The 21,694-nt window shown below is 71.2% G+C and carries 25 protein-coding genes; 17 read left to right on the top strand and 8 right to left on the bottom strand.

The window, feature by feature from the left end; genetic code table 11:
• Nucleotides 1-61: 61 nt before the first annotated feature.
• Both OB08_RS04140 and OB08_RS04135 read left to right on the top strand, forming a co-directional pair.
• Nucleotides 62-1,123, top strand: a complete 1,062-nt coding sequence (locus OB08_RS04140; protein ID WP_461472409.1) for a semialdehyde dehydrogenase — start codon at nucleotides 62-64, stop codon at nucleotides 1,121-1,123.
• Complete coding sequence (locus OB08_RS04135) at nucleotides 1,120-2,328, top strand: NAD(P)/FAD-dependent oxidoreductase (RefSeq protein WP_461472407.1); 1,209 nt, start codon at nucleotides 1,120-1,122, stop codon at nucleotides 2,326-2,328. Before OB08_RS04140 ends, OB08_RS04135 begins: the two co-directional genes overlap by 4 nt.
• A 12-nt stretch (nucleotides 2,329-2,340) precedes the next feature.
• Here OB08_RS04135 and OB08_RS04130 read toward each other — a convergent pair whose 3' ends face one another.
• Nucleotides 2,341-2,976, bottom strand: coding sequence for a TrmH family RNA methyltransferase (locus tag OB08_RS04130; RefSeq protein WP_461472405.1), 636 nt, complete (start codon nucleotides 2,974-2,976; stop codon nucleotides 2,341-2,343).
• 97 nt (nucleotides 2,977-3,073) lie between these two features.
• Between OB08_RS04130 and OB08_RS04125 the strand changes: the two genes are divergently transcribed.
• The 6 genes from OB08_RS04125 (at nucleotide 3,074) to OB08_RS04100 (ending at nucleotide 9,013) form a co-directional block, all read left to right on the top strand.
• A complete protein-coding gene (locus tag OB08_RS04125) occupies nucleotides 3,074-4,222 on the top strand; it encodes a PP2C family protein-serine/threonine phosphatase (RefSeq protein WP_461472403.1) in 1,149 nt (382 codons plus the stop codon).
• Nucleotides 4,219-6,174 (top strand): glycosyltransferase family 2 protein, encoded by a 1,956-nt coding sequence (locus tag OB08_RS04120; RefSeq protein ID WP_461472401.1) that lies wholly within the window; start codon nucleotides 4,219-4,221, stop codon nucleotides 6,172-6,174. Before OB08_RS04125 ends, OB08_RS04120 begins: the two co-directional genes overlap by 4 nt.
• Nucleotides 6,171-6,503 (top strand): STAS domain-containing protein, encoded by a 333-nt coding sequence (locus OB08_RS04115; RefSeq protein WP_461472399.1) that lies wholly within the window; start codon nucleotides 6,171-6,173, stop codon nucleotides 6,501-6,503. The genes OB08_RS04120 and OB08_RS04115 overlap by 4 nt, the downstream gene beginning before the upstream one ends.
• Nucleotides 6,493-6,906, top strand: coding sequence for an ATP-binding protein (locus OB08_RS04110; protein WP_461472397.1), 414 nt, complete (start codon nucleotides 6,493-6,495; stop codon nucleotides 6,904-6,906). Before OB08_RS04115 ends, OB08_RS04110 begins: the two co-directional genes overlap by 11 nt.
• 114 nt (nucleotides 6,907-7,020) lie before the next feature.
• Complete coding sequence (locus OB08_RS04105) at nucleotides 7,021-8,355, top strand: Nramp family divalent metal transporter (protein ID WP_461472529.1); 1,335 nt, start codon at nucleotides 7,021-7,023, stop codon at nucleotides 8,353-8,355.
• Nucleotides 8,356-8,377: 22 nt separating this feature from the next.
• A complete protein-coding gene (locus OB08_RS04100; RefSeq protein WP_461472395.1) occupies nucleotides 8,378-9,013 on the top strand; it encodes a metal-dependent transcriptional regulator in 636 nt (211 codons plus the stop codon).
• An 11-nt stretch (nucleotides 9,014-9,024) separates the two neighbouring features.
• Here OB08_RS04100 and OB08_RS04095 read toward each other — a convergent pair whose 3' ends face one another.
• Entirely contained in the window at nucleotides 9,025-9,996 is a 972-nt protein-coding gene (locus OB08_RS04095) for an SDR family NAD(P)-dependent oxidoreductase (RefSeq protein ID WP_461472393.1), read from the bottom strand.
• Nucleotides 9,997-10,024: 28 nt separating this feature from the next.
• Between OB08_RS04095 and OB08_RS04090 the strand changes: the two genes are divergently transcribed.
• From OB08_RS04090 to OB08_RS04080, 3 genes are read left to right on the top strand one after another with little or no spacing between them, the layout of a single operon-like run.
• Nucleotides 10,025-10,834 (top strand): HAD-IIA family hydrolase, encoded by an 810-nt coding sequence (locus OB08_RS04090; protein WP_461472391.1) that lies wholly within the window; start codon nucleotides 10,025-10,027, stop codon nucleotides 10,832-10,834.
• Between the two features lie 50 nt (nucleotides 10,835-10,884).
• Nucleotides 10,885-11,460: a YdeI/OmpD-associated family protein gene (locus OB08_RS04085; protein ID WP_461472389.1), complete on the top strand. Its 576-nt coding sequence runs from the start codon at nucleotides 10,885-10,887 to the stop codon at nucleotides 11,458-11,460.
• Nucleotides 11,457-11,588 (top strand): hypothetical protein, encoded by a 132-nt coding sequence (locus tag OB08_RS04080; RefSeq protein WP_461472387.1) that lies wholly within the window; start codon nucleotides 11,457-11,459, stop codon nucleotides 11,586-11,588. Before OB08_RS04085 ends, OB08_RS04080 begins: the two co-directional genes overlap by 4 nt.
• A gap of 110 nt (nucleotides 11,589-11,698) precedes the next feature.
• Here the strand turns inward: OB08_RS04080 and pyrE are convergent, their stop codons facing one another.
• Both pyrE and OB08_RS04070 read right to left on the bottom strand, forming a co-directional pair.
• The gene (gene pyrE, locus OB08_RS04075) at nucleotides 11,699-12,277 is read right to left on the bottom strand and encodes an orotate phosphoribosyltransferase (protein WP_461472385.1); all 579 of its coding nucleotides are present in this window, start codon (nucleotides 12,275-12,277) and stop codon (nucleotides 11,699-11,701) included.
• Nucleotides 12,278-12,355: 78 nt separating this feature from the next.
• Nucleotides 12,356-13,162, bottom strand: a complete 807-nt coding sequence (locus OB08_RS04070) for a S1 family peptidase (RefSeq protein ID WP_461472383.1) — start codon at nucleotides 13,160-13,162, stop codon at nucleotides 12,356-12,358.
• 156 nt (nucleotides 13,163-13,318) lie between these two features.
• On the opposite strand from OB08_RS04070, the gene OB08_RS04065 reads away from it, so the two are divergent.
• Both OB08_RS04065 and OB08_RS04060 read left to right on the top strand, forming a co-directional pair.
• Nucleotides 13,319-14,116, top strand: a complete 798-nt coding sequence (locus OB08_RS04065; RefSeq protein WP_461472381.1) for a hypothetical protein — start codon at nucleotides 13,319-13,321, stop codon at nucleotides 14,114-14,116.
• Between the two features lie 127 nt (nucleotides 14,117-14,243).
• On the top strand, nucleotides 14,244-15,083 hold the full coding sequence (locus OB08_RS04060; protein WP_461472379.1) for an exodeoxyribonuclease III: 840 nt from the start codon (nucleotides 14,244-14,246) through the stop codon (nucleotides 15,081-15,083).
• 34 nt (nucleotides 15,084-15,117) lie between these two features.
• Here OB08_RS04060 and OB08_RS04055 read toward each other — a convergent pair whose 3' ends face one another.
• A complete protein-coding gene (locus OB08_RS04055) occupies nucleotides 15,118-15,822 on the bottom strand; it encodes a winged helix-turn-helix transcriptional regulator (protein WP_461472377.1) in 705 nt (234 codons plus the stop codon).
• Complete coding sequence (locus tag OB08_RS04050; protein WP_461472375.1) at nucleotides 15,823-16,260, bottom strand: VOC family protein; 438 nt, start codon at nucleotides 16,258-16,260, stop codon at nucleotides 15,823-15,825. It lies immediately after the preceding gene.
• Between the two features lie 151 nt (nucleotides 16,261-16,411).
• On the opposite strand from OB08_RS04050, the gene OB08_RS04045 reads away from it, so the two are divergent.
• Nucleotides 16,412-17,674: a sensor histidine kinase gene (locus OB08_RS04045; protein WP_461472373.1), complete on the top strand. Its 1,263-nt coding sequence runs from the start codon at nucleotides 16,412-16,414 to the stop codon at nucleotides 17,672-17,674.
• Nucleotides 17,671-18,345 carry a response regulator gene (locus tag OB08_RS04040; protein ID WP_461472371.1) on the top strand — a complete coding sequence of 225 codons (675 nt, stop codon included), beginning with the start codon at nucleotides 17,671-17,673 and terminating at the stop codon, nucleotides 18,343-18,345. The genes OB08_RS04045 and OB08_RS04040 overlap by 4 nt, the downstream gene beginning before the upstream one ends.
• A gap of 53 nt (nucleotides 18,346-18,398) precedes the next feature.
• On the opposite strand, the gene OB08_RS04035 is transcribed toward OB08_RS04040, so the two are convergent.
• Nucleotides 18,399-18,968 (bottom strand): NADPH-dependent FMN reductase, encoded by a 570-nt coding sequence (locus OB08_RS04035; RefSeq protein ID WP_461472369.1) that lies wholly within the window; start codon nucleotides 18,966-18,968, stop codon nucleotides 18,399-18,401.
• Between the two features lie 222 nt (nucleotides 18,969-19,190).
• On the opposite strand from OB08_RS04035, the gene OB08_RS04030 reads away from it, so the two are divergent.
• Nucleotides 19,191-20,075 (top strand): ABC transporter ATP-binding protein, encoded by an 885-nt coding sequence (locus tag OB08_RS04030; protein ID WP_461472367.1) that lies wholly within the window; start codon nucleotides 19,191-19,193, stop codon nucleotides 20,073-20,075.
• Entirely contained in the window at nucleotides 20,072-21,178 is a 1,107-nt protein-coding gene (locus tag OB08_RS04025; RefSeq protein ID WP_461472365.1) for an ABC transporter permease, read from the top strand. Before OB08_RS04030 ends, OB08_RS04025 begins: the two co-directional genes overlap by 4 nt.
• Nucleotides 21,179-21,253: 75 nt before the next feature.
• Here the strand turns inward: OB08_RS04025 and OB08_RS04020 are convergent, their stop codons facing one another.
• Entirely contained in the window at nucleotides 21,254-21,634 is a 381-nt protein-coding gene (locus tag OB08_RS04020; RefSeq protein ID WP_461472363.1) for a VOC family protein, read from the bottom strand.
• Between the last annotated feature and the right edge of the window lie 60 nt (nucleotides 21,635-21,694).

Here is a 21,694-nt window from a genome sequence, read left to right as displayed (position 1 = left end):
GCGGCCGCTCGCGACTCCTTGCTCGCATGGCGCGCATTGGGCGACGCCGGGAGGAGCTCTCGTGTCCGGTTCCGGAACCTTCGCGTTCACCGTCCATCCACGCGCACGCCTGCGGGAGGACCTCGCCCGGGCCTGGCGGCCCCTCGGGCTCGTGCCCGAGGCCGTCTACGACGCCGCGCTGCGCCGGCTGCCGCTGCCGCCGGTCACGATGGCGGGTGTGCAGATCGGCGGAGAGCGGGTCGGTCACGTCGTGCTCGTGCCCTTCGGTGCGCGCCACCTGCTCTCCGACGTCGAGGGCGGGCGCCGCCGCGTGCGCCGCGCCGTCGATCATGCGGCTTCGCTCGGCGCCGACGTGGTCGGGCTCGGCGCCCTCACCGCGACGGTGACCGCCGGAGGCGTGACGCTCCGCGACCGCACCGACATCGGTGTCACGAACGGCAACGCCTTCACGGCCGCGATCGTCGAGGACCAGATCCGGATGCTGCTCCCCCTGGTCGCCTCCTCGGCGCGGGGTCCGCACATCGCGGTCGTCGGCGCGAGCGGGAGCGTGGGCACGGCGGTGACCCGGCTGCTCGCCCGCGATCCCGGAAACGCGCGGCTGACGCTGATCGCCCGCACGGCGCCGCGGGTCGAGGCACTCGCGGCGAGCGTGGCCGGCGACGTCGAGGTCGCCGTCGCGCACTCGATCGACGCCGTCGTCGATGCGGACCTCGTGGTGCTGCTGACTGCGTCGACCGACACGCTCCTCGGGCCGCAGCACCTCGCCCCCGGCGCCGTCGTGCTCGACGCGACGCAGCCTCGCAACACCTCCGCTTCGCTCACCGCCCTCCGGCCCGACGTGCTGGTCGTCGACGGCGGGATCGTGTCGATCCCCACCCTGCGCATGGTCGGCGGCGACATCGGCCTGCCGGACGGCCGGTCCTACGCCTGCTTCGCCGAGACGGCCATCCTCGCCCTCACCGGGCATGCGGGCCACTTCTCGCTGGGCAATCCGACGCTCGACCAGGTCGACGCGATCCGCGAGCGCGCCGGTCAACTCGCCCATCTGGGGTTCCGCGCCGCCGAGCCGACGAGCTTCGGCGGGCCGCTGTCGCTCGAGACCCGCACGGCGGTGATCGCGTGACCCGCGTGGTGCTGCTGGGCGGCGGCTATGTCACCCTCCACGCGTATGCGACCCTGGTGCGCCGACTCGGCGGCGCGGTGCGGCGCGGCGAGCTCGAGATCGTGGTGGTCTCGGCCGACCACGCGCACCGCTTCCACGGTTTCACCGGTGAGCTCATCGCGGGCGTGGTCCGGCGCGACCGGCTCGCGACGCCTCTGGCCGAGGCCATGCCGCTCGCGCGCATCATCCTCGGCCGCGCGACGGGAGTCGACACCGACCGCCGGACGGTCTCGTTCCGTCGCGGTGACGACGCCCCGATCGAGCATCTGTCGTACGACGAGCTCGTCGTGGGCACCGGAGCGAAGGAGCCGACCGCCGAGGTCGCGGGCCTCCGCCGTTACGGCCACACGCTCCGCGGACCCGACGAGATCAGCGCCCTCGCCGACCACCTCACGACCGTTCCGGGGGGCCCGGTCGTGGTGGCCGGCGGGGGCGTGGCCGGCGCGGAGCTCGCAGCGGCGGTCGCCGACCGCGGTCATGGCGTGACGCTGGTGCACTCGGGCGACCACATCATGGGCGAGTGGGACGACCAGCCGCGACTGGTGGCGCGCGGCGCGGCCGAGCTGGCCGAACGCGGCGTGACGGTGCGTACCGGGGTCCGCCTGGTCGAAGTCACGCCGACGACCGCGCACCTCTCCGACGGCAGCGTGCTCGCGACGGGCACCGTGGTCGCCGCGACCGGCCAGCGCCCCGTGCGCATCCCGGGGCTCGACCGGTGGCGCGACGAGCACGGACGGCTGCGCACGCACCGCACCCTCGCGGTGACTCCGGGCGTGTGGGCGGCGGGCGACGCTGCGCGCGTCGCCCACCCGGTCACCCGGCGGCCGGTGCCCGCGAACGCCCTGTGGGCGATCAAGGGCGGCGACCACATCGGCCGGTCCGTCGCACGCGCCCTGCGTGGCCGGCGCGCGACGCACTTCGGCTACCGCGGACTCGGGCGCGCGGCATCCTTCGGGTTCGGCGACGGCATCTCCGAGTTGTACGGGATCCCGTTCACCGGTGCGGTCGCGTGGCTGCTGCGGCTCGTCTTCTTCCTGCGGTTCATGCCTTCGCGCGCGCGGGCCGCCGGGGTCGTCGCCGACCTCGCGCGCTCCGCGTCCGTCCCGCGCACGGCGCGGCGTGCGACGGCGGCGCGGGTCGGTGCGCCGGCTCCCGAAGGCGCCTGACCGCCCGGGCCGTCACGCCCAGCGGCGGCACCACTCGTACATGACGACGGCGCCGGCCGCGCTGGCGTTGATCGAACGGGTCGATCCGTACTGCGTGATCTCCACGACGGCGGATGCCGCGGCCACCGCCTCGGGCGAGAGCCCCGGTCCTTCCTGACCGAACAGCAGCACGCAGCGCTCCGGCAGGTCCGCCCGGTCGAGCGGCACCGAGCCGTCGACGTTGTCGATGGCGATGATCGGGAGGGACGCAGCATCCGCCCACGCCTGAAACGCGGCGACGGACTCGTGGTGGCGCACGTGCTGGTAGCGATCGGTGACCATCGCCCCGCGCCGGTTCCAGCGGCGACGGCCGACGATGTGCACCTCGGCGGCCAGGAACGCGTTCGCGCTCCGCACGATCGAGCCGATGTTCATGTCGTGCTGCCAGTTCTCGATCGCCACGTGGAATCCGTGGCGGCGCTCGTCGAGGTCGGCGACGATGGCGTCCATCGTCCAGTAGCGGTATGCGTCCACGACGTTGCGCGTGTCGCCGTCGGCGAGCAGCGCGCGGTCGTATCGCGGGTCGTCCGGCCAGGCATCCGCTCCACCCGGCCACGGCCCGACACCGACTGGCAGCGTCGGCTCGGGAGTCTCGTCGCGCGCACTCACCGGCTCAGGCTAACTTGCGTATCCCCGGCCTGCCGGTCGACGGCGGCGGCGCGGCCTTACATACTGGGAAGCATCGCCGTTCCACAGAGGGGGCCTGTTGTTTGACGACGAGAAGCGCCAGCGTGCCATAGAGGAGCTCGGCATCCTCGACACGCCCCCCGACGCACGCGTCGATCGGGTCGCCCGGCTCGCTCAGGAGCTCTTCCACGTGCCGATGGTCAGCGTCACGCTGATGGACGGCGACCGGCAGTTCCGCAAGGCCGAGATCGGTCTCGGCGGTCGTGAGGCGCCGCGCAAGGACTCGTTCTGCGACATGACCATCCGGCAGGAGGGCACCCTCGTCGTCGAGGACGCCGCGTCCGACGAGATCTTCGCGCACAACCCGTTCGTGGTCGGCGACCCGCACCTGCGGTTCTACGCCGGGCACCCGCTCACGGCACCCGGCGGCGAGCAGGTCGGCACGCTCTGCATCGTCGACACCGAGCCCCGCACGCTCGACGCGCGCGAGCGCGAGCTGCTCAAGGAGCTCGCGCTGTGGGTGCAGCACGAGCTGACCGAGGTGCAGGAGCTCGACGAAGCCGGGTTCGTGCAGCGTGCGCTCTACGGCGCGAAGAAACCCGACATACCGGGCTACACCCTCGCGGCATCGGCCACCCCGGCCGGACAGCTCATGGGCGACTTCTACGACTGGTACGTCCACGACGGACGGCTGCGTGTGACCCTCGCAGACGTCATGGGCAAGGGCGCGGGCGCGGCGATCATCGCCGCCGAGGTGCGCGCGTCGCTGCGGACCGCGCCCTACCGAGCGCTCGGCGAGTCCGTGCTCGAGGTGGATCGCATGCTCGACGACGACATCGGCGGCTCCAACATCTTCGTGACGGCCGTGCACACCGAGATCGATATCTCCACCGGCGAGCTGTCGTTCGTCGACGCCGGCCACAGCCTCGCGTTCATCCTCCGGGCGAACGGTGCGTGGGAGTTCCTCGAGTCGACGGGGCTGCCGCTGGGCATGGGGATGGACGAGGTGCGGGAGGCGGCGACCGCCCGGCTCGAGGTCGGCGACAGCTACCTCGTCTGCAGCGACGGCCTGCTCGACGTGCTCGACCCGGACGACCCCTACGGCCACGTCTACCGCGTGCTGACGAGCCTCGACCCGCAGGGCGCGGTCGAGGAGGCGGCCCGCCTCGCGCGCGCCGTCCACGCACCCGACGACGTCACCGTGGTCGCCGTGAGGAGGGACCGATGACCGCGCGCTTCGCGGCCATCCGCATCCTCGCGGTGCTGTCGGTGGTCTTCGGCGTGAACTACGTCGCGTGGCGCTGGCTCGACTCGGTGAACTGGTCGGCGTGGTGGATCGCTGTGCCGCTGGTGATCGCTGAGACGTACAGCCTCATCGACACGTTCTTCTTCTGCCTCACGATGTGGCGCGCGCGCGAGCGGCCGGCCCCCGTGTCGCCGCCCACGGGCACGGTCGACGTGCTGATCACGTCGTACAACGAGCCGGTCGAGATGGTGATCGCGACGGCGCGCGCCGCGAAGCGCATCGCCTATCCCCACGAGACGTGGATCCTCGACGACGGCGCCCGGCCCGACATGGCCGCCGCGGCGCGCGAGGCGGGCGTGGGCTACATCACTCGCTCGGGCGAATGGGAGGGCAAGCCGCGGCACGCCAAAGCCGGGAACCTCAACAACGCCCTGTTCGCGACGGAGGGCGAGTTCATGCTCATTCTCGACGCCGACCAGGTGCCCGATCCGCTCATCCTGCACCGCACGCTCGGCTACTTCGCCGACGACCCCGAGGTCGCCCTCGTGCAGACGCCGCAGTGGTTCGTCAACGTCGACGACGCCGACCCGCTGGGCAGCCAGGCGCCCCTGTTCTACGGCCCCATCCAGCAGGGCAAGGACGGCTGGAACGCCGCGTTCTTCTGCGGGTCCAACGCCGTGCTGCGCCGCGACGCGCTCATGCAGCTCGGCATCGTCGGCTACGTCCGCAGTGTCGAGCAGTCCACGCTCCGCACGCTCCGAGCCTCGGAATCGCTCCTCGCAAAGGCCACGCGCGACCGCGGGGCCGACGCGGGAGTGCGGGAGCAGCTCGGCCTCCTGCGCACCGAGGTCGCCCGGGCGCGTTCCGAGATCAGCGCCGGCGAGCCCATCGCCGACGTGACCTACCGCGTGCAGACGGCGGTGGACGCGGCATCCCGTCGCCTCGTCAACGCCGACCTCGCGCAGGTGCGCGCCGACCTCGCCGCGATCGGGGAGCTGCCCGTCCAGCGCGACGCCGAACTCGACGCGTTCGTCGTCGACGACGCGGGGCTCGACGCGCTCGCCGCGCGCGAGCTGTCGCCGCTCGGCGCCGTCGAGTCGGTGTCGGCGCTGCTCGAGGCGATCCGGGTCGACCGCCCCGACGAGGCGCAGCCGCTGCAGCCCATGGCCACGATCTCGGTCACGGAGGACATGGCGACGGCCATGCAGCTGCACGCCCTCGGGTGGCGCAGCGTCTACCACCACGAAATCCTCGCCAAGGGGCTCGCGCCGGAGGACCTGCGCACGATGCTGACACAGCGTCTGCGATGGGCGCAGGGCACCCTCCAGGTCATGCTGCGCGACAACCCGCTGCTCAAGAAGGGCCTCTCTGCCGGTCAGCGCCTGATGTACTTCGCGACCATGTGGAGCTACCTCTCCGGCTTCACGGCCCTCGTCTACCTGGCGGCACCCGTGATCTACCTGGTCTTCGGCGTCATGCCGGTGACGGCGTGGAGCGTCGACTTCTTCGCGCGCTTCCTGCCCTACTTCATCGTGAACCAGATCCTGTTCCTGGTCGTGGCCCGCGGGCTCAAGACATGGCGCGGTCAGCAGTACTCGCTCGCGCTGTTCCCGGTGTGGATCAAGGCGTGCACCTCGGCCTTCGCGAACGTCGTCTTCGGCCGGCCGCTGAGCTTCGCCGTCACCAAGAAGGACGGCCGCAGCGAACTGGGTCCCCCGTGGCGCGAGATCTGGCCGCAGCTCACGGCGATGGCGATCCTCGTGGTCGCGCTCGTGATCGGCCTCGTGCGCCTCGCCCTCGGCACCACGGCCGACGGCACCGGAACCCTCGTCAACACGGTCTGGGTCGTCTACGACCTCGTCGTGCTGAGCGTCATCATCCAGGCGGCCCTCTATCGCGGGCCCGCCGCCCCCGCCCCCGAGGAGGTCCCGTGAACATCACCGTCCGCAACGCGACGGACTACGCCGTCATCCGCCCCGAGGGGCGCTTGACGGCCACGTCCGTCCCTCAGCTCCGCAAGGCGGTCGACGAGCTTGTCAGCGGCGGCAGCCCGCGCATCGTGGTCGATCTCGGCGGCACCGAGTTCGTCGACTCGTCCGGTCTCGGCGCCCTGATCGGCGGGCTCAAGGCCGCCCGCCTCGCCGGCGGCGACCTGCGGATCGCCGCGACCACCGAGCCCGTCCGCCGGGTGCTCAAGCTCACCAACCTGGATCGCGTGCTGCGCGACCACCCGACGCCGGAGTCGGCGTTCGATGGCGACTGAGCGCGAGATCCACCTCGCCGGGATCGCCGATCCCCTCCTGGTCGACCGCGTGCACGATGCGCTCGACGAGCTCTTCGAGCGCACCCCCGCCGCCGGCGAGGAGGACCGCATGCTCTTCCGCCTCGCCGTGAGCGAGGTGGCCACGAACGTGGTCGAGCACGCCGCCGCCCGGGAGCCCATCCAGGTGACCGTGCAGCTCGATGCCGACAAGCACGGCTTCTCGGCGGTGTTCACCGACACCGCCGATCCGGCGCTCATCGACCTGAAGTCGGTGACCATGCCCGGCGAGGACGCCGAGTCGGGTCGCGGTCTCGCCATCGCGCTCGCCACGCTGGACGAGCTCGCGCACGAATCCGACGGCGGCAACACGTGGCGGCTGCGCCGCGCCCACCGAGGCGACTGACCGTCTGACACGCCTCTCCCGCTCGTCACCGCCGACGTCCGGAGCGGGGTTTTCGGCGTGCCGAAAAATCGCTACGCTTTCGGTGTGCCGAAAAACAGCGTCGAAGACGACCGGATGCCCCGCACGGGCGCTCCCGCAGAAGCGAGCACTCCGCGCGGGGCGCTGACGGCCCCCCGCGCCGCCTGGCTGATCGGGCCCGCGCTCGTTGCCGGAGTGGCGTACCTCGATCCGGGCAACGTCGCGAGCAACATGACCGCCGGCGCCGTCTACGGCTACCTGCTGGTGTGGGTCGTCGTGGTCGGCAACGTCATGGCCTGGCTGATCCAGTACCTGTCGGCGAAGCTCGGCATCGTCACCGGCCGGAGCCTGCCCGAGACGCTGGGCCTGCGCATCCGCAACCGCTGGGGTCGCCGGGCCTACTGGCTCCAGGCCGAGCTCGTCGCCATGGCGACCGACATCGCCGAGGTCATCGGCGGGGCCGTCGCACTGAACCTGCTCTTCGGCGTGCCCCTGCTGTGGGGCGGGCTCATCACCGGCACGGTCTCGCTCGGCCTCCTGCTCCTGCAGTCGCGCCGCGGGCCCCGCACGTTCGAGTTCGTCGTGATCGGCCTCGTGGTGATCATCGCGATCGGCTTCACCTACGGCGTCTTCGTCGCGCCGCCCGACCCGGCCGGCATCGCGTCGGGACTCGTCCCCCGCTTCGAGGACACCGGCTCCGTGCTGCTCGCCGCGTCGATCCTGGGCGCGACGATCATGCCGCACGCGATCTACGCGCACTCCGCGCTCGCGCGCGACCGGTTCGCGCCGGCCGGCCGGCGGCATCGCCCCCCGGTCTTCCGCGACGAGAGCCCCGGTGCACGCATCCCCGCGCCCCTCGATGAGCTCCGCGGCATCGGCACGGCGCGCCTGCTGCGCGCGACGAAGTGGGATGTCACGATTGCGATGCTCATCGCCGGCACCGTGAACCTCTGCATCCTGCTGCTGGCCGCGGCGAACCTCGCCGGCGTTCCGGGCACCGACACGCTCGAGGGCGCCTACGCAGCTCTCGACGCAGGGCTCGGGCCCGCCGTCGCGACGCTCTTCGCCGTCGGGCTGCTCGCGAGCGGGCTCGCCTCCACCTCCGTCGGCGCGTACGCCGGCGCCGAGATCATGCACGGCCTGCTGCACATCCGCGTGCCGCTGCTCGTGCGGCGCCTCGTCACGCTGATCCCGGCGCTGGTGATCCTCGCCATCGGCGTCGACCCGACCCTCGCCCTCGTGCTGAGCCAGGTCGTGCTGTCGTTCGGCATCCCGTTCGCGCTCATCCCGCTGGTCGCCCTGACGGCGAAGTCCGACGTGCTGGGCCCGTTCCGCAACCGCGTCGCGACGACGGCGGCGGGGGTCGCGGCATCCGTCTTCCTCATCGCGCTCAACGCGATCCTGCTGTGGCTCGTGCTCTCGGGCTCGTGATGGCGGCCGGTAGCCTGAGGGTGTGGCCTCCCCTGCCGTCGACGACTATCTGAAGACGATCTACCACCACACCGAGTGGCAGGACGATCGCATCACGCCGTCGCAGCTCGCCGCCGAACTGGGTCTCGCGCCGTCGAGCGTCACCGAGATGGTGCAGAAGCTCGCCGCGCAGGGCCTCGTCACGCACCGCCCCTACGGCCCGATCGCGCTGAGCGAGGCGGGCGAGCGGCGCGCGGCGGCGATCATCCGCCGGCACCGCCTCATCGAAACGTGGCTGGTGGGCGAGTTCGGCTACGCGTGGGACGAAGTGCACGACGAGGCCGAGGTGCTCGAGCACGCCATCAGCGACCGGCTGCTGGAGGGCATCGACGAGCGGCTCGGGCGTCCGCGGTTCGATCCCCACGGCGATGCGATCCCGGATGCCGCCGGCCGCGTCGAGCGGGTGCCGTTCGTGCTGCTCGCCGCCGCGCCCGCCGGCCACACCGGACAGGTGCTCCGCGTGAGCGATCGCGATCCCCAGCTCCTCCGCGCCGTCGAGGCGGCGGGCGTCGCCGTCGGCGCCGAGGCGACGGTGACGGATGCCTCGACCCTCCGCATCGGCGACGGCGACGTGACCCTGCCCGACGGCGCCGCAGAAGCGGTGTGGCTCAGCGCCTGACCGCTCGCCCCTCAGGTAGCCCGCTGCCCGGCGGCGCGCTCGAAAGGCCAGCGCACCCCGGTCGCCTGCTCGGCGGCCCGCCACAGCCGGGCGGCGATGTCAGGATCGCGGGTGACGCGCGAGGCGGTCTGCCGGCGGGGCTCGCCGCGGGCCACCGTGCGCGGGCCCCAGAACTCGCCGCCGTCGACCTCGGGATCGACGAGCGCCCGCACGAGCGACCACGCCCCGTGCTCCTTGGACTGGGTGATCGCGGCCTGCAGGTTGTCGGCGAAGCGGGTGGCCTTCGACGGCGCATTGACGCCCGCGATGCCCGGCGTGCGACCGCTCGTCGAGTAGCCGGGGTGCGCGACGACGCTCTCGACCGGAACATCCGCGGCGCGCAGGCGCCGGTCGGCCTCGAACCCGAGAGCCGTGGTCGCGACCTTCGACTGGACGTAGGCCCGCCACGCCGAGTATCCCTCCGCGAGCTGCGGGTCGACGGGGTCGTACGGTGTGAGCGACGTCGACATGCTCCCGACCCACACCATGCGCCCTGCGCGCTCGGCGAGGACCGGCAGCAGCTCGCCGGCGAGCGCGAAGTGGCCGAGCGCATTGGTCGCGAAGACGACCTCGTGGCCGTCGACCGTGGTCTCGCGCTCCTTGGGCGGATGCACGATCCCGGCGTTGAGGAGCACGCCGTCGAGCCCGCCCCGGCCGCGCACGCTCGCCGCCGCGGAGCGGACGGAGCCGAGGTTGCTGGTGTCGAGCACCAGCGTCTCGGTGGCGTCGGGCGAGGCATCCGGAACCCGACGCCGCACCGCGGCGCGCGCCGCCGAAAGCCGATTCGGGTGGCGACCGGTCATGAAGACCCGGGCGCCGGCGCGCACGAGCTGCTCCGAGGCGAAGTACCCGAGGCCTTTGTTGGACCCCGTCACGAGATAGGTGCGACCCGACAGGTCCGGGAGGCGGCGGGGATCCCACGTCGTGCGCACGACTTCGACCATAAACCCCCGCGGCCCCTAGGCTGGGCGCATGCGGACCCGAGCCGAGATCGAATGCTGGCTGACCGACATGGACGGGGTCCTCGTCCACGAGAACACGCCCATTCCCGGGGCATCCGCTCTGCTGCAGCAGTGGCGCGACACGGGCACGCCGTTCCTGGTGCTGACGAACAACTCGATCTTCACGCCGCGCGATCTCTCGGCGCGGCTGCGCGCGTCCGGCCTCATCGTTCCCGAGGAGTCGATCTGGACGTCGGCGCTCGCGACGGCGGACTTCCTGCGGTCGCAGATGCCCGGCGGCACCGCCTTCGTCATCGGCGAGGCGGGCCTCACCACCGCGCTGCACGAGGCCGGGTTCATCATGACCGAGACCGACCCGGACTACGTCGTCGTCGGCGAGACCCGCAACTACTCCTTCGAGGCGATCACGAAGGCCATCCGCTTCATCGGCGCCGGAGCTCGGTTCATCGCGACCAACCCCGACCCCACCGGTCCGTCGGTCGACGGCGTGCTCCCGGCGACGGGCGCGATCACGGCCCTCATCACGAAGGCGACCGGCATGGAGCCGTACGTCGTCGGCAAGCCGAACCCGATGATGTTCCGCTCGGCCCTCAACCGCATCGGCGCCCACTCTGAGAACACCGGCATGATCGGCGACCGCATGGACACCGACGTCGTCGCGGGCATCGAGGCGGGCCTGCACACGGTGCTGGTGCTCACCGGCATCAGCGACCCGGCCGAGATCCAGCGGTATCCCTTCCGCCCCGACGAGATCCTCGACTCGGTCGCCGACCTGCTCGCCGAGCACCCGCTCGAGAGCGAAGAGGCCGACATCCTGTGACGATCCGGTCGCGGACACTCCACGTCCGCAACCGGCGATAGTCTCGCGGCATGGGCGCACTCGACGACGGTGAGAAAGTGATGGCGGCGGATGCTGTGGCTTGGCGCGACTGGCTGGAGCAGAACCATCGCACGTCCAAGGGCGCGTGGCTGGTGCGAGCTCGCCGCGACTCGGGACTCAGCTTCGTCGAGTACGAGGACGCGATCCGCCAGGCGCTCTGCTTCGGCTGGATCGACGGCCCGGTGCGCACCTTCGACGAAGCGACCGGCGGGCTCTGGTTCGCCCCGCGCCGCCCGTCGAGCGGGTGGGCGGCGACGAACAAGGCCCGGCTCATCGACCTCGAGTCGGCCGGGCTCATGACAGAGGCGGGAATCCGCGCCGTCGAGGTCGCCAAGGCCAACGGCTCGTGGACGGTGCTCGACAACGCCGAGGCCATGATCGAGCCCGACGACCTCGCCGCCGCGCTCGACGCCGACGCCGGCGCGCGCACCGCGTGGGACGCCTTCCCGCCGTCGGCCCGCAAGCTCGGCATCGCCACCGTCGACATGGCCCGGAGGCCCGAGACCCGTGCGGCGCGCATCGCGAAGCTCGTGACGGATGCCGCGGACGGGAAGCGCCCGTCGTGAACGACTTCGAGCAGAACCTGCTCTTCGCCACGACCGCCATCGTCCTCGGCGGCACCCTCATCGTCGTCGTGTGGCAGCTGCTGCGCAGCCGTCGGCGTCGCGACGACGACGGTCCCGCCGGCGGCTGACCCGAAGGCCGCTGCCCCGGGTACGGCGAGCGCTGCAGTTTCGTGCGACCGCTGCGTCGATCGGCGCAGCGGTCGCAGGAAAGTGCAGCAGTCGCACCTGCCGCCCGGCGCTACTGCGGGTCGAGGCCCAGGTCGTCGAGGTCGATCGCGGCGAGCCACGCGAGACCCTCGGCCTCGACGGCGGCCTGCGCGCCGGTCTTGCGGTCGACGATGACCGCCACCGCGACGGGCTCGGCGCCTTCGCGCCGGAGCGCCTCGACCGCCTTCAGGGCGGACTGACCCGTGGTGGAGGTGTCTTCGAGCACGACGACGCGCTTGCCCGCGACATCCGCTCCCTCCACCTGACGGCCGCGGCCGTGATCCTTCGGCTCCTTGCGCACGACGAACGCGTCGAGCGGCATGTGCGTGCGCGCCGACTCGTGCATGACCGCGTTCGCGATCGGATCGGCGCCGAGCGTCAGCCCACCCACCGCCACGATGCCGTCGACGTCGCGGATGAGGTCGAGCATGATGCGGCCGATCGACGGCGCGGCGCGGTGGTCGAGGGTGAGCTTGCGCATGTCGACGTAGTAGGTCGCCTTCTTGCCGCTCGAGAGCGTGAAGTCGCCGTGGAACACGGCCTCGTCCTGGATCAGGGCGATGAGGTACTGGCGGTCGGCTTCGAGCTGGGGAGTGGAGGCGACGGTCATGGGGACGATTCTACGGATGCCCTGGTCACGGCGAAGGGCCGGTGCGATCGCTCGCACCGGCCCCTCGTCGTCATGCGATCAGAGCAGGTCGCCGAACTCGGCGTAGAGCCAGTTCAGGTCGTCGGCGCGGTCGACGCGGTACACGCCGCCGGTGCCGCCGCATGCGCTGTTCAGCCCGTAGGACGTCACACCGGCGATGACATTGCTGTCGCCGATGAAGTTCGGGCCGCCCGAGTCGCCCGAGCACGTGCCGCCGGTGTGCGTGTTGTTCGACAGCAGCAGGGACGAGTCCCCGGTGAACCCGGTGTTGATCTGGTTGAGCTTCGGCGTCGAGACCATGCGGGTCTTCAGCGCGGAGTCCTTCCACGACGCGGCGTCGGGGAAGGACTTCTGCAGGCCGTAGCCCACGGCCGTGAACCAGGCGTCCTTCTTCGTCTTGTTGGCATACGCGTCGAGCTGGTCGAGCGTCGGCAGCTCGCCGTACTCGTCGAGGAGGATCGGCTCGTCGAGCACGACCACGCCCAGGTCGTAGAGGTAGAACAGGTCGTCGTCGTACTGCGGGTGCGTGTAGGCGGTACCGCTGACCTCACCCGTGTAGGGGTAGCCGAACGAGGCCGGGTTCGGCTCGAGGTCGCTCTGGAACCACAGCTCGACGTGCTCGGCGCCGAACGTGCAGTGGCCGGCGGTGAGGTACACCGTCGGGGAGATGAGCGTGCCGCTGCAGCGCCACTGCGGGACGCCGTCTTCGGTCTGCGCGACCATCAGGCCGACTTCCGGGTGGCCGTTCCCGTCGGGCACACCGTCCGTGACGGCCTGTGCCGGCGCCGAGCCGAGTCCGATGAGTGCAAGTGCCGCGACTGCCGCGACGAGCGCTTTGTGGCGCATGTATGTACCCCTCTCCTGGGTTGTCCGAAGAGCATTCCACGGCGATCGGCGACAGGACAAGGGTCGCGCGACACGCGCGAACCGGATGTGGACAACTCGGCATGCGCTCTCCCATCGGCTGGTAGACAGAGCGGGCAGCGTTCCGAAGGAGAACTCATGGCCGCCTCGACCCTCTCCCCTCTCGCCACCACGGTGCGCTCCGCCACGGCAGTCCTGATCGGCGTGGTCGCCGCGGTCGCTCTGGGCGGGTGCGCGACGGGATCCGCCGGCGAGGGCGCGGGCGACTCGACGCCGAGCGCCGCCGCGACGGCGCCGACGACCCTGCCGGCGGAGGCGGTGTCGGGGACCGGATCGACACCGGAGTTCCCGGGGGTCGACTTCCCGATCCCCGCCGGCGCGCAGTCGGTCGTCATCGCCTTCTCGTGCAACGGGGGCGAGCACTTCTCCGTCGAACTGGGCGACTCGATGGCCCTCGGTCAGGCGCCCCTGTCGGGCACGTGCGACGGCACCCGGTCACTGACCTGGCCGGTGAGCGAGCAGACCGGAGCGACGCTCTACGTCGTCGTCGCCGACGGCGTCGACTGGATGGCCGCGCCCACCTTCTTGACCGCCCCGTTCGCGTACGACGAAGCCTTGACCGCCGACTGCGCGAGCTTCGCCGAGATCTCCAGTGCGCTCTTCAACGCCGACGAGGGCTTCACCACGTATCAGGCCTTCGGCGAGGACGAGTGGAGGGCACGCGTCGACGCCGCGTCAGCCGATCTCCAGGAGCTCGCCGAGGCCGCGGAATCGGAGCTCGCCGACGAGTTCTCCGACCTGCAGGGCATCGTCGCCGACCCCGCGCGCACCCCCGGCGCCTGGGTCGCCGGCACCGAGGGGGCGAACGCCGCGATCCAGCAGGCGTGCAACGCGAATCAGACGCCCGTGGTCACGGTCGCCGAGTTCGGCGGCTGACCCGCACGCCGCCGCCATACCCCGGTCACGTGATCAACCTCGTCGCCGAGGACCTCGAGCACGAGTCGGCGATCGAGGTCGTCGCACGCGTCTGACGGCGTCGGCCACCCGTCCTAGGCTGGAGGCCATGCGCCTGGCCACCTGGAACGTCAACTCGATCCGCGCCCGCGTCGACCGCATCGTCGACTTCGCCGTACGCGAGCATGTCGACGTGCTCGCCATGCAGGAGATCAAGTGCAAGGTCGAGCAGTTCCCCTTCGCCGCGTTCGAAGACGCGGGCTTCCACGTCGAGGCGCACGGGTTCTCGCAGTGGAACGGCGTCGCGATCGCGAGTCGTGAGCCGCTCGAGAACGTGCGCACCGCGTTTCCGGGCATGCCCGGGTTCGAGAAGGGGCACGACGGTCCGGATGCCCCGCAGGAGGCCCGCGCGATCGGCGCGACGGTCGGCGGGGTCGAGGTCTGGAGCCTGTACGTCCCCAACGGCCGATCGCTCGGCGACCCCCACTACTTCTACAAGCTCCACTGGCTCGAAGCCCTCGCGGACTACACGCGCAAGTCGCTCACAACGAACCCCGACCTCGCGCTCGCGCTGGTGGGCGACTTCAACATCGCCCCGACCGACGCCGACAACGGTGACCCGACCGTTGTGCAGGGCTTCGCGACCCACGTCTCACCGCCCGAGCGCGAGGCGTTCGCAGCTCTCCAGAGCGCCGGGCTCATCGACGTCGTGCGCCCGCTCGTGCCGACGGGCTACACGTACTGGGACTACAAGCAGCTGCGCTTCCCCCGCAACGAGGGCATGCGCATCGACTTCATCCTCGGGTCGCACGCGGTCGCCGAGGCCGTCGCGGGCGCGGCGATCCACCGCAACGAGCGCAAGGGCGAAGCGCCGAGCGACCACGTGCCGGTGGTCGTCGACCTCGATCTCGAGGGCCCGGACGACGACGATCGCCCGATGATCTTCTGACGCGAGGCGGGTGAGCGCGTGTCGCGGCATCCGCTCATGCCGCAAGACCCGACGCACCCGTCGGGTCGATGTGGAACGTCGCGGCGAACCGCTCGAGAAGGGTCGCGTCGCCCGACACGACCGCGAGCACCTCGCGGTCGATCGCCTCGGCGGGCGTGAGTTCGCCGGAGATGAGCCGGCGGATGCCCGGGCCCGCCGCGAAGACGAGCTCGGGCTCCCCGGCGGGCAGCCGGCCCCCGACCGGAGGGGCGGGCGGCGCGAGCTGTGCGATGCGCAGCTGCGCTCCGTCGACCTGGACCCGCAGGACGACGTCGGCGATGTGCACCTCGTAATCGGCCGACGGGAGGTCGGCCGCGGCATCCGCTCGGAATGCCGTGCGGAGCGCCATCGTGAGCGAGTCCGCTGTCACGACGTCTTCGGGAGCAGGGTCGCCCATCTGCGGGAAGCCCCACCGGCCGAGCGCGAGCACGATCGGCTCGAGCTCGCGGCCGTACGGCGTCAGCTCGTAGACGAGACCGCAGTTCATCAGCGGCACGCGCCGCACGATCCCTCCCTCCTGCAGCTCCTTCAGTCGCGTGGAGAGGATGTTCGTGGGGATCCTGGGCAGCCCCTGCTTGAGGTCGGTGTAGCGGCGGGGGCCGACGAGCAGATCGCGGACGATGAGCAGTGCCCAGCGCTCGCCGATCAGCTCGACGGCCGTCGTGACCCCGCAGTACTGCCCGTAGCTGCGGGAGGCCACCTACGCCTGCGCCTGCTCCGCCACGTAGGCGTCCGGACCCTGCTCCGCCGCCTGCGGCTCCATGAAGACGAACTCGATGCCGTTGCCGTCGGGGTCTTCGAGGTCGCGGCTGTACATGAATCCGTAGTCCTTGGGCTCGGTCGGCTCGGTGCCGCCGTTGGCGAGACCCGCCTCGACGATCTTGTCGACCTCTTCGCGCGAGTCGCGGCTGAGCGCGATGAGCACCTGCGCGTGCGTGGTCGGGTCGGTGATCTGCTTCTCGGTGAAGGTCGCGAAGTACTCGCGCGTCAGCACCATGAAGAACACGTTTTCGTCCCACACGATGCACGCGGCGTTGTCGTCGGTGAACAGCGGGTTGATGCCCGCGCCGAGCGACGTGTAGAACGACTTCGCCCTCTCGAGGTCGTTCGTCGGGATGTTGACGAAGATGTGCGTCATTGCCTTGCTCCTAGCCGATCCGTGATGCCGGGCCTGCGCCGCGGCGGTGGGCCGATACTTGCAAAAAACAACTGCGCTTGTCAATAGCAAGTAGCGACTTCTCCCCCGCATGACGGATGCCCCGCCCGGCGCTCCGCCGTAGCGTGGAGGGATGTCCGAGATCACCGCCGCGCGACGGCGACCCCCCGCCACCGCGGGAGATCGGCGGAACGACGTCTGGCTCGCGGGCGGCCTGCTGCTCGGTGCGGTGCTGAGCGCCGCGCTGGGGACCCTCGCAGGGGTGTACGGCGACGAGACCGCGCAGGGCATGCAGTGGGCCCTGCTCTACTCGTTCGGCCTCACCGCGCCGCTCGCCCTGCGTCGTCGCTTCCCCGAGATCGTCGCCGTCGTGGTGGCCCTCGTCTTCTTCCTGGGTGTCTCGCTGCGCATCCCCGAGCTGTACGTCGGCAACATCGCGCTGTTCATCGCGATGTACACGGTCGGCGCCTGGGTCGATGACCGGCGCCGCGCCGTGTGGGTGCGCGTCGCGATCATCGTGGGCATGTTCGTGTGGCTCATGGTGAACACGTTCCAGGCGGCGACCGGACCGACCGACGAGGGCCTGTCGCGCGAAGGGCTCTTCTCCCCGTTCGTGGCGTTCATGCTGATCCAGTTCCTGGTGAACGCCGCGTTCTTCGGCGGTGCGTACTACATGGGCGATCGCGCGTACGCGTCAGCGCTCGAGCGGGCGACCCTCGAAGAGCGCACCCGCGAGCTCGAGAGCGAGCGCGAGGTGACGGCCGCGCAGGCCGTCGCACTCGACCGCGTGCGCATCGCCCGCGAACTGCATGACGTCGTCGCCCATCACGTGTCGGCCATGGGTGTGCAGGCGGGCGCCGCGCGCGCCGTGATGGACCGCGATCCGGATTCCGCGCGCAGCGCGCTCGCCGGGGTCGAGGCATCCGCTCGCTCCGCCCTCGACGACCTGCGCCAGCTGCTCGAGACCCTCCGCACCCCCGACGGCGAGCCGCCCAACGCGTCGACCGTGCGCCTCGCGGGGATCGCCGAGCTCGTCGCCCACGCGAACGAGAACGGCCTGCCGACGACCCTCACCGTCGTCGGCGACGAGACCGAGGTGCCCGACCTCGTGCAGGTGAACATCTACCGGGTCGCGCAGGAGGCGCTCACGAACGCGCGCCGCCACGGCGGACCGGATGCCGCAGCCGACGTGCGCCTGCGCTATGCCGACCACGCGATCGAACTCGAGATCGTGAACTCCGGGCGGATCGCGCCTGCCCTCCGCCCAGGCCTGGGCATCGTCGGGATGCGCGAGCGCGCGGCGGCGTCGGGCGGCACGCTCGAGGCCGCGCCCCGCACGCGCGGAGGCTTCCTGGTGCGCCTGCGCGTCCCGCTCGGCGAGCGGGTCGGCGCATGAGCGGCGCGCCCATCAGGGTGCTCCTCGTCGACGATCACGCCGTCATGCGGGCGGGGTTCCGCATGATCCTCGAGGCCGCCGAGGGGATCGCCGTGGTCGGGGAGGCCTCGACCGGCGTCGAGGCGGTGGCCGCGGCATCCGCTCTGCACCCCGACGTCGTGTGCATGGACGTGCAGATGCCCGACATGGACGGCCTCGAAGCGACCCGTCGCATCGTCGCCGATCCGGACGTCGAGTCGGCGGTGGTCATCGTCACGACGTTCGACCGCGACGACTACCTGTTCGCGTCGCTGGCCGCCGGTGCCAGCGGATTCCTGCTGAAGAACGCCGGACCCGAGGAGCTCGTCGCCGCCGTGCGGGTCGCCGCGGCCGGCGACGCCCTGCTGGCGCCCGAGGTGACGCGGCGCGTGATCGCGCGGTTCGCCGAGGGCGAGGCATCCGCTCCCCCCAGGGTCGCGCCCGCCGCGCGTCGCGGGGGCGTCGACCTCACCGAGCGCGAGGGCGAGGTTCTCGCGCTCGTCGCGCAGGCGCTCAGCAACGCCGAGATCGCGCAGCGGCTGTACATCGGCGAGGCGACGGTCAAGACGCACGTCTCGAACGTGCTGCAGAAGCTCGGTGCCCGCGACCGCGTCGCGGCCGTCGTCTACGCCCATCGGCACGGCCTGGTCTGACCAACGGCGAACGCCCCGGCCCGGGGAGGGGGCCGGGGCGTTCGCGCAGGGGATCAGGCCGCGACTGGAACCTGCGCGTAGCGGTCGACCAGCGCGCCGAAGGCCTCGAGGTAGCCGACGAGGAACTCGGCCGTCTGGTCGTTGGTGACCTCGCCGTTGTCGGCGAAGAGGCCGGGCGTGGTCTGGACGTAGCCCTCGGGCTGGCCGAGCGTCGGGGCGTTGTAGTGGCTCAGGATCGCCTTGAGGTGCTGCTGCGCGGCGGCGGTCGCGATGCCGCCCTGCGAGGTGCCGATCACGGCGGTGGGCTTGCCGTTGAACGAGCCCTGGCCCCACGGGCGGGCGGCCCAGTCGAGCGCGTTCTTGAGCACGCCGGGGATCGAGCGGCTGTACTCGGGGGTGACGATGATCACGCCGTCGACCTCGTCGATGGCGTCCTTGAAGTCGCGCGCGACCTGCGGGAAGTCGGCGTCGAAGTCGGGCGAGTAGAAGGGGAGGTCCTTGATCGGGATCTCGACGAGGGTCGTGCCCTCGGGGGCGAGTCGCTCGAGCGCCTTGGCGAGGCGGCGGTTGATCGAGGTCGACGAGATGCTGCCGACGATGTAGCCGATGGTCCGGTCGGACATGGGCGAGTTCCTCCATAAACAGAAAGGGGTCCCCGGCGGGGACCACCGTGGACGTTCCACTCGGGTGCAAGCCTGCGCCGCCGATATCTATTCCACTGAATGAAGATTTCCTCATGTTTCCTCCGGGTGGCGGAGAGCACGAACCCGCCGTAAGGGGGATGCCGCCGCATGGCCGGGTCCGTAGCGTGGAAGCACACCGGGGGAAGACACAGGAGGAGCGCGATGCTGCAGCTGACGGGGATCACGAAGAGCTACGCGGGGAGGCCGGCGCTCGATGACGTGTCGTTCGACGTCAAACCCGGCCGGCTCACCGGCTTCGTCGGGGGCAACGGCGCCGGCAAGACCACGACGATGCGCATCGTGCTGGGCGTGCTGGCCAAGGATGCCGGCACCGTCGCGCTCGACGGCGCCGAGGTGACGGCATCCGATCGCCGCCGTTTCGGCTACATGCCCGAGGAACGCGGGCTCTATCCCAAGATGAAGGTGCTCGAGCACATCGTGTACCTCGCGCGCCTGCACGGGTTCTCGAAGGCGGATGCCTCCACCCGCGCCACCGCGCTGCTCCAGCAGCTCGGGCTCGGCGAGCGCCTGAACGACAACGTCGAGACGCTCTCGCTCGGCAACCAGCAGCGCGCGCAGATCGCCGCAGCACTCGTGCACGACCCGAAAGTGCTGATCCTCGACGAGCCGTTCTCGGGCCTCGACCCGCTCGCCGTCGACGTCGTCGCCGCCGTGCTGCAGGAGCGCGCCGCCGCCGGTGCGGCCGTGCTCTTCTCGTCGCACCAGCTCGACGTGGTCGAACGCCTGTGCGACGACCTGGTCATCATCGCGGGCGGCACGATCCGCGCGGCGGGCGCCCGTGACGAGCTGCGCGCCCGGCACTCCACGCGCCGGTTCGAGCTCGTCTCGACGGGCGACGCGGGCTGGCTCCGCACCGAGCCCGGCGTCGAGGTCCTCGACTTCGACGGCGGCTACGCCGTGTTCGACGCCGACACCGACGAGACCGCCCAGCGCGTGCTGCGCCGGGCCGTCGACCAGGGCGATGTCGCGAGCTTCGCTCCGCAGCATCCGACCCTCGCTCAGATCTTCAAGGAGGTCATCCAGTGAGCACCGCAACCCGCTCCTCCACCCCGACCCTCGGCACCGCGCAGGGCATCTGGCTCGTCGCCGAGCGCGAGATCGGCTCGAAGCTGCGCAGCAAGGCTTTCGTCATCTCGACGGCGATCCTGCTGCTGGGCGCGCTCGCGCTCGTCATCTGGGGCGGTTTCGCGGCCGCGAACAACGAGGGCACGCCGGTGGCCGTGACGGCCGACGCCGCGGCGGCCGTCGAGAACGCGCAGGGTCTCGACCTGACCGAGGTCGCCGATCGCGACGAGGCCGTGGCGCTCGTCGAGAGCGGCGACGTCGACGCGGCGATCGTCGTCGACCCCGAGTCGCCCGTCGGGCTCGCGGTCATCGCCGAGTCCGACGCGCCGTCGCAGTTGCTCCTCCAGCTCGCGCAGACGCCCACGGTCGAGCTGCTCGAGCCGGAGGAGGGCAACGACGCACTCGCCTACCTCGTGGCGATCGGCTTCGGCATCGTCTTCCTTTTCGCCGCGTCGATGTTCGGCGGCACGATCGCGCAGAGCGTCGTCGAAGAGAAGCAGACCCGCGTGGTCGAGCTGCTCATCTCGGCGATCCCGGTGCGGTCGCTGCTCGCGGGCAAGGTCATCGGCAACACGATCCTCGCGATAGGTCAGATCCTGCTGCTCGCCGCGATCGCGATCGTCGGGCTGACGGTGACCGACCAGACGGCGCTGCTCCAGGGCCTCGGCGGACCCATCGCGTGGTTCGCCGTGTTCTTCCTCTTCGGCTTCATCCTGCTCGCCGCGCTGTTCGCGGCGGCCGCCTCGATGGTGTCGCGCATGGAGGACATCGGATCGACCACGACACCGCTCACGATGCTGGTGATGGCGCCGTACTTCCTGGTGATCTTCTTCTTCGACAACCCGCTCGTGCTGGGGATCATGTCGTACGTGCCGTTCTCGGCGCCCGTCGGCATGCCGATGCGCCTGTTCCTCGGCGAGGCGCAGTGGTGGGAGCCGCTGCTCTCGCTCGCGATCCTCATCGCGACGTGCGTTGCGGCGATCCTCGTCGGCGCCCGCATCTACGAGAACTCGCTGCTGCGCATGGGCGGTCGCGTCAAGCTCTCCGAGGCGCTCGCGCGCTGATCACCGCTGTTCCGGATGCCCCGTCCCGCGCCGTGTGCGCGGGGGCGGGGCATCCGCTCGTCTGTCCCCTTCGGGTCAGCTCGCCTTGAGGACCGAGATGACGTTGCCCGACGGGTCGCGGAACCACGCGATGTCGGGACCCATGCCGTGCGCGATGCCCTTCGCGTCGGTCGGGAACTCCGAATCGTCGTAGATCTTCGTGACGACGCCGCGGGCGTTGAGGTCGTCCACCGCGGCTTCGACGTCGTCGACGTCGAAGTTCAGGATCGTGAAGACCGCGGGCTCGTGGTCGGCCTTGGGGTACACCATCACGCTCGCCCCGGAGCCGAGCTTGAGCTCGAGGATCCCCATCTCTCCGAGTTCCACGGGCATGCCGAGGGTGTCGCCGTAGAACTTCTTCGCCTCGTCGATGTCGCGGACGGCGAAGCCGCTGAAGGCGCGGTCGGGTGTGAACATGCGTGTCCTCCTCAGTCGTGAGTGGTGCCAGCCTCCGCCTCCGGCCGCGCGGTGTCCAGG

This window comes from Microbacterium sp. HJ5 (assembly GCF_054824025.1).
The sequence above is the reverse complement of the archived record's forward strand: the minus strand, read 5'-3'. Positions and strand labels throughout refer to the sequence as shown.

Coding starts and splice junctions, on each gene's coding strand:
- OB08_RS04050 (WP_461472375.1), bottom strand. CDS start 16,260: ATGACGCACATCTTCGTCAACATCCCGACGAACGACCTCGAGAGGGCG.
- pyrE (WP_461472385.1), bottom strand. CDS start 12,277: ATGACCGTCGCCTCCACTCCCCAGCTCGAAGCCGACCGCCAGTACCTC.
- OB08_RS04070 (WP_461472383.1), bottom strand. CDS start 13,162: ATGCGCCACAAAGCGCTCGTCGCGGCAGTCGCGGCACTTGCACTCATC.
- OB08_RS04035 (WP_461472369.1), bottom strand. CDS start 18,968: ATGTCCGACCGGACCATCGGCTACATCGTCGGCAGCATCTCGTCGACC.
- OB08_RS04095 (WP_461472393.1), bottom strand. CDS start 9,996: ATGGTCGAAGTCGTGCGCACGACGTGGGATCCCCGCCGCCTCCCGGAC.
- OB08_RS04020 (WP_461472363.1), bottom strand. CDS start 21,634: ATGTTCACACCCGACCGCGCCTTCAGCGGCTTCGCCGTCCGCGACATC.
- OB08_RS04060 (WP_461472379.1), top strand. CDS start 14,244: ATGCGCCTGGCCACCTGGAACGTCAACTCGATCCGCGCCCGCGTCGAC.
- OB08_RS04045 (WP_461472373.1), top strand. CDS start 16,412: ATGTCCGAGATCACCGCCGCGCGACGGCGACCCCCCGCCACCGCGGGA.
- OB08_RS04030 (WP_461472367.1), top strand. CDS start 19,191: ATGCTGCAGCTGACGGGGATCACGAAGAGCTACGCGGGGAGGCCGGCG.
- OB08_RS04110 (WP_461472397.1), top strand. CDS start 6,493: ATGGCGACTGAGCGCGAGATCCACCTCGCCGGGATCGCCGATCCCCTC.
- OB08_RS04040 (WP_461472371.1), top strand. CDS start 17,671: ATGAGCGGCGCGCCCATCAGGGTGCTCCTCGTCGACGATCACGCCGTC.
- OB08_RS04085 (WP_461472389.1), top strand. CDS start 10,885: ATGGGCGCACTCGACGACGGTGAGAAAGTGATGGCGGCGGATGCTGTG.
- OB08_RS04065 (WP_461472381.1), top strand. CDS start 13,319: ATGGCCGCCTCGACCCTCTCCCCTCTCGCCACCACGGTGCGCTCCGCC.
- OB08_RS04120 (WP_461472401.1), top strand. CDS start 4,219: ATGACCGCGCGCTTCGCGGCCATCCGCATCCTCGCGGTGCTGTCGGTG.
- OB08_RS04090 (WP_461472391.1), top strand. CDS start 10,025: ATGCGGACCCGAGCCGAGATCGAATGCTGGCTGACCGACATGGACGGG.
- OB08_RS04105 (WP_461472529.1), top strand. CDS start 7,021: ATGCCCCGCACGGGCGCTCCCGCAGAAGCGAGCACTCCGCGCGGGGCG.